At 46.0% G+C, this 12,947-nt stretch carries 15 protein-coding genes; 9 read left to right on the top strand and 6 right to left on the bottom strand.

The window, feature by feature from the left end:
• The first annotated feature begins 55 nt into the window (after positions 1 to 55).
• The 5 genes from ACFVQB_RS10005 (at position 56) to ACFVQB_RS09985 (ending at position 3,896) form a co-directional block, all read left to right on the top strand.
• Positions 56 to 1,438, top strand: a complete 1,383-nt coding sequence (locus tag ACFVQB_RS10005; protein ID WP_379437708.1) for a transcriptional regulator — start codon at positions 56 to 58, stop codon at positions 1,436 to 1,438.
• A gap of 241 nt (positions 1,439 to 1,679) precedes the next feature.
• Complete coding sequence (locus ACFVQB_RS10000; protein WP_076287270.1) at positions 1,680 to 1,850, top strand: aspartyl-phosphate phosphatase Spo0E family protein; 171 nt, start codon at positions 1,680 to 1,682, stop codon at positions 1,848 to 1,850.
• 98 nt (positions 1,851 to 1,948) lie between these two features.
• A complete protein-coding gene (locus ACFVQB_RS09995) occupies positions 1,949 to 2,329 on the top strand; it encodes a GntR family transcriptional regulator (RefSeq protein ID WP_064642001.1) in 381 nt (126 codons plus the stop codon).
• Complete coding sequence (locus ACFVQB_RS09990; protein WP_379437703.1) at positions 2,326 to 3,201, top strand: ATP-binding cassette domain-containing protein; 876 nt, start codon at positions 2,326 to 2,328, stop codon at positions 3,199 to 3,201. The genes ACFVQB_RS09995 and ACFVQB_RS09990 overlap by 4 nt, the downstream gene beginning before the upstream one ends.
• Positions 3,198 to 3,896, top strand: a complete 699-nt coding sequence (locus ACFVQB_RS09985) for a hypothetical protein (RefSeq protein ID WP_379437701.1) — start codon at positions 3,198 to 3,200, stop codon at positions 3,894 to 3,896. The genes ACFVQB_RS09990 and ACFVQB_RS09985 overlap by 4 nt, the downstream gene beginning before the upstream one ends.
• Positions 3,897 to 3,950: 54 nt before the next feature.
• On the opposite strand, the gene ACFVQB_RS09980 is transcribed toward ACFVQB_RS09985, so the two are convergent.
• From ACFVQB_RS09980 to ACFVQB_RS09965, 4 genes are all read right to left on the bottom strand, one after another.
• Positions 3,951 to 4,463: a hypothetical protein gene (locus ACFVQB_RS09980; protein WP_379437698.1), complete on the bottom strand. Its 513-nt coding sequence runs from the start codon at positions 4,461 to 4,463 to the stop codon at positions 3,951 to 3,953.
• 102 nt (positions 4,464 to 4,565) lie between these two features.
• Positions 4,566 to 5,366, bottom strand: coding sequence for an isocitrate lyase/PEP mutase family protein (locus ACFVQB_RS09975; RefSeq protein ID WP_379437696.1), 801 nt, complete (start codon positions 5,364 to 5,366; stop codon positions 4,566 to 4,568).
• 75 nt (positions 5,367 to 5,441) lie between these two features.
• Complete coding sequence (locus ACFVQB_RS09970) at positions 5,442 to 6,488, bottom strand: bifunctional transcriptional activator/DNA repair enzyme AdaA (RefSeq protein ID WP_379437693.1); 1,047 nt, start codon at positions 6,486 to 6,488, stop codon at positions 5,442 to 5,444.
• Positions 6,489 to 6,582: 94 nt separating this feature from the next.
• Positions 6,583 to 7,458 carry a DMT family transporter gene (locus tag ACFVQB_RS09965; protein ID WP_379437690.1) on the bottom strand — a complete coding sequence of 292 codons (876 nt, stop codon included), beginning with the start codon at positions 7,456 to 7,458 and terminating at the stop codon, positions 6,583 to 6,585.
• 232 nt (positions 7,459 to 7,690) lie between these two features.
• Here ACFVQB_RS09965 and ACFVQB_RS09960 point away from each other — a divergent pair, with 232 nt between their 5' ends.
• Positions 7,691 to 8,272, top strand: a complete 582-nt coding sequence (locus ACFVQB_RS09960) for a hypothetical protein (protein ID WP_379437687.1) — start codon at positions 7,691 to 7,693, stop codon at positions 8,270 to 8,272.
• A gap of 204 nt (positions 8,273 to 8,476) precedes the next feature.
• On the opposite strand, the gene ACFVQB_RS09955 is transcribed toward ACFVQB_RS09960, so the two are convergent.
• On the bottom strand, positions 8,477 to 9,394 hold the full coding sequence (locus ACFVQB_RS09955; protein ID WP_090994377.1) for a phosphatidate cytidylyltransferase: 918 nt from the start codon (positions 9,392 to 9,394) through the stop codon (positions 8,477 to 8,479).
• 96 nt (positions 9,395 to 9,490) lie between these two features.
• On the opposite strand from ACFVQB_RS09955, the gene ACFVQB_RS09950 reads away from it, so the two are divergent.
• Positions 9,491 to 10,039, top strand: a complete 549-nt coding sequence (locus ACFVQB_RS09950; protein ID WP_379437684.1) for a hypothetical protein — start codon at positions 9,491 to 9,493, stop codon at positions 10,037 to 10,039.
• Positions 10,040 to 10,092: 53 nt separating this feature from the next.
• Here the strand turns inward: ACFVQB_RS09950 and ACFVQB_RS09945 are convergent, their stop codons facing one another.
• Entirely contained in the window at positions 10,093 to 10,554 is a 462-nt protein-coding gene (locus ACFVQB_RS09945) for a VOC family protein (protein WP_379437681.1), read from the bottom strand.
• A 162-nt stretch (positions 10,555 to 10,716) separates the two neighbouring features.
• Between ACFVQB_RS09945 and ACFVQB_RS09940 the strand changes: the two genes are divergently transcribed.
• Together ACFVQB_RS09940 and ACFVQB_RS09935 are read left to right on the top strand one after the other, a co-directional pair.
• A complete protein-coding gene (locus ACFVQB_RS09940; protein ID WP_379437679.1) occupies positions 10,717 to 11,151 on the top strand; it encodes an Lrp/AsnC family transcriptional regulator in 435 nt (144 codons plus the stop codon).
• Between the two features lie 477 nt (positions 11,152 to 11,628).
• Positions 11,629 to 12,924, top strand: a complete 1,296-nt coding sequence (locus ACFVQB_RS09935) for a GntP family permease (protein ID WP_379437676.1) — start codon at positions 11,629 to 11,631, stop codon at positions 12,922 to 12,924.
• Positions 12,925 to 12,947 lie beyond the last annotated feature (23 nt).

Genomic DNA, 12,947 nt, shown 5'->3' with positions numbered 1-12,947 from the left:
TTTTGCATACCGTTAATCCTGTTTATGGTTTTTTATTTTGGAGGGTGGTGTTAGTTTGGAGCCGACAACCACGATACGCGATCATTTAGAGAGTTATCTGAAGCGTGAGCAGATGTCCATTAGTCTTTTTTCGGAAACGTCAGGAATTAACTCGGGTACGCTGAGCAATATTTTGAACAAGAATCGTCCGATTGCGATGCAGCAGCTGGATCGAATCACTTCAGCTATGAGACTTGAAGAAGGTTACTTCTATGAATTGTATATAGATGAGTGTTTTGTCCATGCTGCCCCTGACTGGCGTAGACTGGGACCCTTCCTTCATCGATGTGCAGAATTGAATAAATTGAATTGTATTGAAGATGTTATCCGGTTGATGATGGATAATCTATCTTATATTCCTTTGTTGTTTGATCTGGCTGAAGAATTCTACCATGCGGGTAAATTCAAACCGGCCGTTCTACTATATGAAACGATAGCCGAAAGTGAGAAAATGCAACACTCCGAACGGCTTGCACTATGTCAGTATCGACTATTCAGATTGGGGCTGACCAATGATCAGCAACGAAATCTGATCATCGCGGCTCAATTCGAATACTATGTTGATCGGCTGGATGAACGTTATCAGCTGGATGCACTTAACGAACTGATTAATGCTTTTGGTGCCTTGCACAGATGGAATAAAGTTCAGGAGCTGTCCGAGAAGCTAAGGGTGAAAGCAACCATCCATTATGAGCTGAATGGGAGAAGGAAACAGGAAGAAACCAAAAGACCGATTGTATTTTACATTCTGTATTCCTATTTGGCTTCAGGGAGTGCGTGCTATCAACTTAAAGACTATCAAGGCGCGCTTAAATATGTTTCTTTATATACGGATAACAGTTGGGTGAAGAACCCTGATCAAGACGAAATGGTAGTTATGAATCAGTTTCAGGAATGGGCTGAGGGAAACCGTTATATATATCAATTAATGAGCGGACAGTTTGATGTGTTACCTGAATATTTGAATTACATCTCAACAAAAGAAAATGAGATTTTCCCTGCGCTTTGTGATATTGTGACTGCTGCGAATCGCTATGATAAAAATATTGATGATGTGCTTGAACAGTATGAATCTTACTTTACGTACCAGGAACAGAGCAACCGAATTGGAAAGGTCAGCAGACAGGTTACAGATGATCGATATCTACGTCTTTTAGCAGATCTCGCTGCGTATTATCTAAAGAAGGACGAGTATTTCACAGGAATACAATTTGTTCTGGATAGTTTGCGATTCTCTATTGAAATTAGCAGTGGACGAGGTATGCTTAGAGGTGTCGGACTGTTTGAGCAATATAGGGAGTTTGCAACTGAGACGGCGAAACAGCAATACAAATTGATCATTAGTGAGGTGCAGAAACTCAATGAAGAGAAAGTTGGCTTTGCTGATAGCTACATGTAGTATTATTATTTACATTGTAGCTCCTGCTACGGAACCTGTCTCAGGCAAGGAAGTTCCAGATCCCGGAATTATGAGAACTGCTGACCACGGATTCGGAACTTAAAAAATTGGTAATGGACGCTTCTGAATATTCATTCAGAGGCGTCTTTTTTTGCGTCTGGTGGAAAAATAAGTATGTCGTACCCCTTGCGGCCTATCGATTGGCATAATAAACTAAAATATGACAAAAAGGAGGGATACTATGGATTGCCTGGAGTTAATGTCACAGATCGAAGAAGCCAGACAACAGCTTCACCGCTTACAGTCGGAATACGGCAGTCTGCTTCATCCTGAAGTCATCCAGCAATCTGTAGTTCTGGACGGTCTGATTAATCAATACAATCGAGCCAAAATGAAAAAGTTGATTAATTAGTGGTTCACCTATTTACATCTTGGTTTCAGTGTACTATAGTTAGTCACATGAGTAACTAACCGACTAACTAATTAACGATGGATGAAAGTTGGAATCGCATGAAATCGAATTTGGATGAATCTCAGCCCATTTTTCATCAGATATCTATGATGATTATGGATGACATTGTAGACGGCAGATTGAAGGTGGAGGAACAGGTCCCTTCAACCAATGAACTCTCTCGCTTTTACAATATTAATCCAGCCACGGCACGCAAAGGGCTTCAAACGCTCGTGGACAAAGGTATCATTTACAAACAGCGGGGTGTTGGCATGTTTGTTGCGAAGGGAGCCAGGGAAGCGTTGCTTGTTGAGCGAAAACAGCATTTCTACGAGGAATATATTAAGCCTTTACTTGAAGAAGCTAGACGGATTCACATGAACGAGGACATGATTATTGATTTGATCCGAGGTAAGAAGGATAAGGAGAGTGAATTATGATTCAGATCGAGCAGGTGACCTACAGCTATCAAGAGACGCCGGTGCTAAAAAATGTGACTTTACATGAGAGTGAGCCGACCATTAGTGCAATGTGGGGAAGAAACGGTGCCGGTAAAACAACCCTTATGAGTCTGCTCGCAGGCCATAACCGACCTGACGCTGGAACCATCCAAGTGATGGGCCAGGACCCATATAACAATTTGGCTGCGCAGGAGAACCTGTGCTATATCCAGGAGAATCATCCCCTGGGTAGAAATTGGACGATCAACGACATGGTTCGATTCGGTCAATACTTCCATCCTCAGTGGGATCAGACCTTTGCGGAGCAATTAATTGATATGTTCGAATTACCAGTGAAGAAGAAGATCGTCAAATTCTCAAAAGGCATGAAGACCGCCGCCCAGATGATATTGGGTCTTGCCAGTAATGCAAGGGTAACGATTCTTGATGAGCCTACCAATGGACTTGATGCTGAGAAACGTAAATACTTCTACAATGCTTTACTGGAGACTTATGAAGATAACCCGCGTCTCATTCTAATATCAAGCCATCATATTGAGGAGATTCAGCCTTTATGTGAGTCCCTCATCGTTCTGCAAGCAGGAAAAGTGTTACTTAATCAGCCCATGGAAGAGATGCGTGAAAAAGGAGTTCTTCTAACAGGGGGGATAGATGATATCAACCGTGTCACAGCTGACGTGGAAGTTATAGAATCTTCCCAGATGGGATCGACCGTGAGAGTAATGATTGATGAGCCGTACTCCAAATTGTGGAAGGACATTGCTCACGCACAGGGGCTTTCCATTGAGAAGGCGACATTACAAGATTATTTGATTAACAGGACCCGTAATCAAGAGGGGGTTAAGCGATGAACGCAACGAAAGGTACGAACCGGCTGATTCTGGATGATATGCGCTGGTATTTAATGATTTTCTCGTCGATTACACTCATGCTTACAGTCGTCTATTTGGCCATTGGATTCATTTTTGATGTGACGTATACTACTCAACTATTTGGTCCAATGTACGGAGGAATCTGTGCTTTTGCGATCGCGGGCATCATCACATTGTTTCCGGTCGCGATAGGTATGGGCAGTACACGAATACAGTTTATGAAATCCTTTTATATCATTTCGGTATGGATGGTCGTAGGAACGATTACTATACTGAATGTCATCTATTTTATTACGCATCTCCTCCTTGAATATGGAACACTTCGCGTAACCTTTTATCAACCAGGCATGCTGTACTCAAGCGAATATCATTTTTTCTCCTATTTGTGGATCGACCTGATGATTGGTTTTCTCGTGCTGGGACTGTCCATTTTTTCAACCGTCTGTTGGATCAGATTGGGGATGCGCAATTTTTTCAGTCTGTTCTTTGGATTTAGCTTAATCGTCACGCTGGTAATTGCTCTATCAGATCTGAGCATGTGGGTCCAGTGGTTTACGAATGTCAATCTCATTGCATTGGTCACCGCACTGGGGGCCATTGGAGGTGCTCTGCTTCTGAGCACATACCCCATGATGAAGAATACGCCGCTTACAATGAAAGGCAGAAAAGACTGATCAGATCAGAAAAACACGAGTGCGTACATACACGCCTCGTGTTTTTTGTATGAGTTAAGCTTGGGCTTGTGGTTTGAATCCTTCGTCTTTGAGATACTCGCCAGCTTCGCTACGAGATTCAAAAGCCATATCCAGATTAATACCGGAATACACATACCACATGTCATCTTCATATTTTAAAGTAAGTGTATGTCCATCTTCATCGATCCATGTTCCGCCAGCAGAGGTTGTAGCCAATGTAGGAGCAGCTTTTGCTTGTTCTGGCTCTTTTGATTCTACTGCGTTGGGATTGTAAGACATCGCTTTGATCGTTTCATCTAACAATGTGCGTAGATCTGCTTCGGAGTAATCACGAATATTGACGAATCCTTTATCATCGGTCTCATAGTTGGGAAGTAGCCCTGCATAGATATAACCGTTACCGTTAGGATGAATATGGAAAGCAACAATTTTTTTGTCATACGCACTTTCTTCGTAATGGAAATTAACACGACCGAGAGAAACATCTTTGCGTTGCAGTTGGGGATACGATTGTAGCACTGCAAGCTTTTGTTCAACGTTAAGCATATTTTCCTCCTGTTAGTGTTGGGTAGTGGTGATTATAACATAGGTGAAAAGGAATAAGCATCAAAAAACAGGCGCAGTCTAGCACCTGTTTGAGGATTTACATCATAGATGATCGCTTATGTTGGTTCGGGGACCACCCTTCAGAATACTTTGCCCCAGTTCTTTCAAATGTTCCATCGCTTGCAGATAAGGATAAGGCCCATAGCTTACGCGCGCCACACCCAGTAAGGCAAGTTGTTTCGGTGAAGGCTCACGGGATGTGACCATCACGTTGACCGGAAGCGACGAACGTTCACACAATTCCTGAATCAGTTGTTGATTCTGTAAGCCCGGAACGAACAGCCCGCTGGCCCCTGCTTCTGCATAAGCCTTGGAACGAATCAGCGCTTCTTCCAGGAGAGTGTGATTGTGTCGTTCAGGTGCATTTTGCAAAAAGATATCGGTGCGGGCGTTAATGAACAGCGGAATGCCTGCCTGCTCCGCAGCTTCCCGGGCAGCCGACAGTCTCATACATTGTTCCTCCACAGCGTACAGTCCCACGCCAGCGGGAAGCTGATCCTCAATATTGATTCCTACCGCACCGTGATGGATCACTTGGCTCACATTTTCCTTCACTTCTGACGCAAACCTGCCATACCCTCCCTCAATATCGATCGTTACAGGCAAATTCACGTTTGCTGTAACCCGGGCCAGATTGTCCAGTACCAGCTGGAATGGCATCGTTTCGCCATCTTGTTCGCCGTGGGCAGCAGCTACAGACCAGCTTCCAGTAGCGATTGCTGTTGCTCCAGCAGATTGGATGGCGAGTGCACTCCCGGCATCCCATACATTGACCAGAACCAATGGGTTGCCTTTCACATGGGATTGGTGGAACAACGCCGCCTTTTCTTGTAGGGTACTCATAGACTTATCTCCTCCGTTACATAGCTGTAATCTTCTTCACACCACTTGCCGTTCTTTTCTTATCTCTTGAGTTACTCAGGTATCCTGCTTCTCGTGAGTTAAAAGCCAGTTTTTGCGTGTTAGGCCTCCTCCGTATCCGCCCAGTTCACCACTGGCATTGATCACACGATGACATGGAATAACAATGGCCAGCTGATTGGCTCCGTTGGCCTGTGCTACCGCTCGACATGCTGTGGGTTTACCCAGTGCATTCGCAATATCCTGATATGATCTTGTATCCCCCGGCGGAATCGCAATCAATTGCTCCCATACACTCTTCTGGAATGGTGTTCCTAACCAGAACAACGGGGTATGGAATACAGTTAACGTGCCTTCAAAATACTGGGCAAGTTCCCGATCAATTGAACGAATCGGTTCTGTTACTCCAGGTACAATGGCTGACTTCGTCCGTTTGCGCAATCGTTCCACCTCACGTTCCAGACCTCTACGATCCACGAATTCGAGCAGATATAATGCTTTCTCATCGGCTACAGCCATCATGGGTCCAAGACGTGTATCGATCCAGGAAGCCTTCAAGACATGCTCTTCATCCACTTGTGTAGGCGCTGCGCCCATGATTCGCGAGAAGGCATCCCGGAACCCGCTGCCGGACTCGTAACCGGTGGACAGCTGGGCATCAATAACCGTACGACCGGAGCGAATATTTTTCAGGGCCAGCCCCATGCGACGGGCGCGGGCATACTCGACAAAGGTCATGCCAAATCGCTTCTTGAACTGACGTCTGGCGGTGGATTCATCGATGGATAATGCCTTGAAATCCTGGCCTTTCCAGCGTTTCTCCGGATTATTCTCCACCGCTTCCACCAATATGCGTACCACATCAGATACCTGATTAGGATGAGATAACGGACGGCAGCGCTGGCAAGGACGATACGAAGCAAGCAATGCCTGCTGCGCCGTCGCATAGAATTCACAGTTTTCGAATTTTGGCTTTCGGGCGGGGCAGGTAGGCCGGCAGAATACACCTGTGGTCTTGACCCCGACATAGAATAGACCTTCATATTCCGAATCCTTGGCAACCAGAGCCTGATAGTATTGTTCTTTCAGTTCAGCAGAGATCATTGGGCGCACGTCCTTATATCAGTAGAGTTTATCCTTGTTGATATTATAAAAAAACGATGCACAGGGCATCGCCGAAAATCAGGCATGAATATTTTTATTTCATCAATACTTCCTTATTATTCGCTCGTCCAGTCCAGTTTACCAGAAAGATCCCCAGGAATATGCATAGCCCGCCCATATAGACGTAATACCGAATGACTTCGCCCAGAAGCAGCCAGCCGGATAAGACCCCGAAGAATGGAGCAAGAAACAGAAACGCACTTGTCTTGCCCGGATCACCCTTGCTTAACAGGTAATACCACGTAGCGAACTGCACAATGGAACCGAGGATCGCCAGATACAGAATCACCCCTATGGACGTGGCGTTCAGGATGAGTTTTGTTGATTCCATGGTAAAACCGAGCAATAACATCGTTAATCCGCCGAATAACATCTGATATGCCGTTAACACCCATGTGCTGAAGCGTGAACCCCATTGTTTGACCAAGAGGGTAGCGATTGCCCAGGACAAGGCAGAACCCATCCCCAGTAACGTTCCTCCAGAGAATTGAAGATGGAAACCAAGCGTGATGAACACCCCTGTTATACCGATGAGCACCCCAAACCACTGGTATACCTTATATCTCAGACCAAGAAATACACTCCCGAGAAGAACTACCAATAGCGGATTTGTAAATGTGAGAATGGACGTCTGCCCGGAAGGAATGGTACGCATGCTCAGGAAAATGCAGGCCATCACGCCCGTCGTCTGGAACAGACCGATGACGAATAAGCGGAGCCAGTCAGGCACGGTCACGGGAAGGTTTTTATTTCGTACCCACAGTGCCATTACTCCTCCAGCCAGCGTAAATCGAATGCCGACCAGCAGAATGGGTGAGACATAAGCCAGTCCGATTTTGCCCACAGCAAAGGATGAACCCATAAGCGAAGTGGCGAGTATAACGAGCATCATAAAAGCAAAGCGATTCAACCTTTTTCCTCCCTCATATAGCGTATTTTTTGACCCTTTCAGGGTACCACGCCAACATTTCAGGGTTCATCGAAGTGTAAAAACGAATTGAATTTATAATTCATTTACATAATATGGAGCTTAATGTGAGACGATATGGTGTAGTAATTACTATAGAAGGTGCTGATTGGAAAGTTCTCTTTGGATGAATGCATAAGGCTTGTTACTTTAGATAAACATGAAGGGAGTTCCAATGATGAATATCAATACAAATAAATCTATACTCTGGTTGTCTGCTCTATGTATCCTGCTGCTGACCAGCGCATGTGGGGCGAAAAACAACAATGAATCCGTACAGGAACACGCCTATCCACAATCAAAGCAGCCCATAGAGGAGGCGGGAAATAGTTCCGTTCCCAATATTGAGGCGAAGAATAACAATAATCAAGCGAATGAAAGTGGAAATGAAGGCAAGCCTACAGCACAATCGGAATCCTCAGCTGATGCAGAAGGACAGGTCATGATCGTGATTGACCAGACGAATAAGCCATCCAAAGGCAACAGCTTTGATTTTGCGATAAAACAGATTCCTGAGGGTTACGCTTTGTCCGAAATGCGCTGGACATCCAATATGGTAACGATTATAAACTCCTACAAAAAAGCGATCGAACATGGCGCGAATGGAAAAGAAGGATTTTATATCAGTGGTGACGGGCAATTCTCCGGATTTATCTATTCGGATGATATGAAGGGTGAACGGGGCAAAGCGACGTTTGTGTTTACCAATGAAGAGGGGAATGAAGTCACCTCGGAGAAGGAAATTAAATTAAAATAATCAGGCAGATTATTGCCATGTACTGATTATCTGTTGATTCGAATGGAGAATGAAACCGGCGCACTGTGCGTGCGTCTTCATTTCTTTCATAAATGAGAAAAAGCAGCCGTAAAGGCTGCTTTTTATTGATGGCGCAAGGCTCACACTTTATTCTAGTCGACTGAGTTTGTCCGGCTCTGGTGTCTGTAACGTATCCTGCTGCTCCTACATGAAGTCGAAGAAATAACGCACCACGTGGAACATGACCGGAGAGGTGTACGTCAGGCTGTCGACCCGGCTTAGGTAGCTTTTTTTCAGCGCATCGAACTTATTGTCATCCCCGATTAACAAATCCCGCTTCAGAACAGAAACCGTCAGACTTCCGAAGAACCCAGCCAGAGCGATTAACACACCGATGAAAAGCGCGAAACGTGCATCAAACGGAGTCAGGTAAGGATGAATGAAATAAGAGGCAGCGGTGGTTACAACGAATGCACAGGCGAACCCTTCCCATGTCAGAAAAGGATTGGCGGTGGGCACCACTTTGCGTTTGCCCAGATAGAGCGAGGCCAGATAATGCACCACATCATTCAGCTGGGTTAACACGACCAGGAACAGGACCAGCTTTGAGCCATATTCTGGTGTTGCGAACGGGAAGTAGGCCAGATGACTAAGTCCAAATACCATCAGCATCAATCCCCATTGCGTCGAGCTGACGCTGCGTAAGAAACCAACCGTGCCCTTATTAATCAGACGTGGCAGGGGCAGCACCAGGAAGACGTACAGCGGAATAAACACGATAAACATCCCATACCATCCAATATAGATCCAGTAGAACTGCACTGGAATCGCCAGATACGCCCATAGAAACAACCTGCGATCCGCTTTGCGGGTGCTGCGGATCATGGAGAAGTACTCTTTTAGCGCGAAAAATGTGAGTACCATGAGGGAGATCAGGGAGACAATCGGATTGAAGAGGGTGGCAAGGCAGAAGATGACAAACATACCCCACCAGGTTTTGATTTTGTTGCCAATGCCCGAATAATCCTTGTCCGGCTGAAGCTTCGTAATGATTTTGTACACGATATGTATGACCAGTAAAGCAATAAAAATCAGTGTTAAGGTAAAGAGTGAACTGCTCAAGTACAATCACCTGCTTATCCAGAAGTAAGATTCCAATATAGGGTACCTATGTTATTATGAAGGAATAGTGCCAACTTGATAAGGGGAAATTTCGTTATGACAGATACACGCTCCATCTATATCCTGCTTACGAATACGGGAACGTTATTTACCAAAGTTATTCAGAGTTATACCAGAGCGCCATATAATCATGCCTCTATCTCATTTGACCGGGAATTATCCGAGCTGTACAGCTTCGGTCGCAAGCATCCCAGCAATCCGCTGAATGGAGGGTTTGTGAAGGAAGACATTATGACAGGTACATACAGTAAGTATCCAAATACCACATGTGTGATTTATGAGCTTCAGGTGACGGAGCGTGAGGTGGAAAAAATGAAGCGGGTGCTGCATATCTTCATCCGCAGCCGCCAGAAATATATGTACAATCTGCTTGGTGTGATTGGCATTACGTTGAAGGAGCCTGTGGAGTTCAGCAACTCCTACTTTTGCTCGCAATTTGTTGCCGAGATTCTGCAGCGTTCAGGCATCAAGCTGTGGAACAAGTTGCCTGCGCTGGTGACCCCGGATGATTTTCGCCAAAGTGAACAGCTGCAGCTGGTGTATGAAGGGAAGTTAAAGGAGTATAAGCCGGGTATAAAACCATGAAACAGCCTGCCGCCACGGATTTCCGGGCAACAGGCTGTTCTGTTTGTGTACCGTTAGATCGATGGTGTGGATGAATGGTCAAAATCAACCTCTTCGAGGAATTCGATCACTTCACCATTTGGACTATGCACAACCGCATTTCGAACTTGAAGCGGGGGCTCACCAAGTGAGATCCAATCGGGTTGAATATAAGGTTTAGCACCATGAGCAAGTGCTCGCTCGTATATCTCTTCCACATTGTCTACGTAAAAGGCGAAATGCAACATTGCCCCATGCTTCACTTCTTCCGGAGAGTCTGCTGGTTCGCCTTCGGCCGCGATTACGGCTCCGGGGTCAAACAGTTCAATGCAGGTCCGTTGATCCGGTGAGATCAGCATGCATGCCTCGGTAATTTGGAAGGCGGGCAGACTCCAGGAGTGACCAACTTTAAATCCTAATACATCTGTATAGAACGAGAGGGTATCCTCATAATTACGTGCTTGAATGGCTACGTGAGCAAGTCCATTTACACTCATGCTCCATCACTCCTTCTTCAGATTGTATTCTAAAGTATAAAGGGAACGGCGCATTGGAACCATGCGATACCAAAGGATATAATGGAGTGTGAGTTACAATTAATGAGCTCTTTTATCCTAAAAAGCTTATTAAATTAGCCTGATTCTAGGGAGGGTCTACAAATGGGTTATGTTATAGATGAGATCGACCAGCAGATCATGCGCCTGCTGCAGCACCATGCACGCATGCCAATTGTACAGATTAGCAAAGAGGTGAGCATGTCCCAGCCTTCCGTTAAGGAGAGAATCCTCAAACTGGAGGAGAATGGGGTCATATCGGGATATTCAACCATCTATGATCTGGCCAAACTCAACCGTGGGACAACAACTTTTATTTTGCTCAAAACAGAGCATTGTGAGGAATTCGTCCGCTTCTGCGAACAGGCTGTTGAGGTCACGGATTTATATCGGATTAGCGGTGAGTACAACTATCTGATCAAGGTACAGACGGCAACCATTGAAGAGCTTGCTGAGTTCCAGGACTCTCTTGTGAAGCTTGGACCATCGAAATCCCATATCAGTATGAAAAATATATTGGAACACCGTGTGCTGCTCTAGGAAGCAGCGAAGCACATTAGTGAATGGGGGGGACTGTACTGTAAGTCATGAGCCTGACGGTGGAAGCCGTTATTTCAGGTTAATTTGGTCTAACGAACCTGACACACGTTATTCGCCACCATTTGCACCGTTCTGAGATGTAACGAATCCCAGAGACGTTATTTCATCGATGGGATCGATTTTTAGGCTCCAACGCGGTCTCTACATCGAAATAACGTCACTGAAGTTCGTTAGAGTTTGCAATCCTTGAAACTCCGCCGTTTAAGGTGCGCTAGGTTCGTTAGCACCTTGCAAATTTTGCGCATCACGCTGACCGGCCGTGCGGCCTAGCCTACTAAAGGGTAAGTCCTTTCGATACAGCCCTATTTCTGATTGTGCATATGCACAATGAATTTCGTCTGTTCATCAATATTTATTTGGCTCGCCAGCAACTATAATGAAAGCGTGTTCAACAAGTGCATGGGGGGGCAATGAACAATGGAACCTTTAACAATTAGCTGGATCGGCGCACTGGCAGGACTTGCGATTGCGATTATACTGATTCTGAAGAAGCTGAATCCGGTCTACTCTTTATTTCTAGGCGCAATTGTAGGCGCTTTAATTGGCGGGGCCAATCTGGAAGAGACCGTAAATATACTGGTGAACGGCACGCAGAGTGTCATGGGTACCGTGCTCCGCGTTCTGGCTGCCGGGGTGCTGGCTGGTGTCATGATGGAGTCGGGGGCAGCAGAGACGATTGCCCAGGCCATCGTACGAAAATTTGGCGGCAGTAAGGCCATTCTGGCTTTGGCGCTGGCAACGATGATTATTACAGCTGTTGGGGTATTTATTCCCGTGGCCGTCCTGATCGTAGCGCCAATTGCGCTGTCTGTCGGCAACAAAATGGGCATATCCAAGCTTGCGCTTTTGCTGGCTTTATCAGGTGGAGGCAAAGCGGGGAATATTATCTCCCCGAATCCCAATACGATCGCTGCGGCGCGGGGGTTCAATCTGGATCTCAGCAATGTCATGCTGGCAGGCGTGATTCCGGCTATCTGCGGATTAATTGTAACGGTTATCGTAGCTTCAATGCTCAAAAACAAAGGTGTAATGGTGTCCGATCAGGAAGCAGCGCAGGGTGAAGTGGATACGTCACAGTACCCACCATTGAAAAAAGCGATTGTGGCACCGTTGGTTGCCATCATCCTGCTGATGATTAATCCGATCGGCTCCATTACAGGTATTACAGCACTATCTACATTCAAAGTGGATGCGATGTACATTCTCCCGATTGCGGGTATTATCGGCATGCTGGCGATGGGTCAGAGCAAAAACATTGTGAAATACACGACTTCCGGATTAAATAAAATGACTGCCACCGTGCTAATTCTGGTCGGAGCCGGAGGCATTGCGGGACTGATCTCTGCATCCGACCTGTCAGGTCAGGTGGTTAGTCTTATTGAGGCATCCGGGATATCCTGTACCTTCCTGGCACCGATTGCCGGGATTCTGATGGCGGCAGCAACGGCTTCCACCTCGACAGGGGTTATCCTTGCCACGGGTTCATTCGGCGATGCAATTCTGAACATGGGAACTGCTCCGCTCGCAGCGGCGGTTATGGTGCACACGGGTGCGACAGTTATCGATTCCCTGCCGCAGGGCAATTACTTTCACGTCTCGGCAGACAGCATGAAGATGACAATCAAGCAGCGAATGGGCGTTATACCATATGAAGCGATCGTGGGTGGAACGATGGCGATTGTAGCGACGTTAATCTACGGATTTATCCTTTAATAACACGGATGGGGTGGGAGAAA

Source organism: Paenibacillus sp. NPDC057886, assembly GCF_042796655.1.
Classification (GTDB): domain Bacteria; phylum Bacillota; class Bacilli; order Paenibacillales; family Paenibacillaceae; genus Paenibacillus.
The sequence above is the reverse complement of the archived record's forward strand: the minus strand, read 5'-3'. Positions and strand labels throughout refer to the sequence as shown.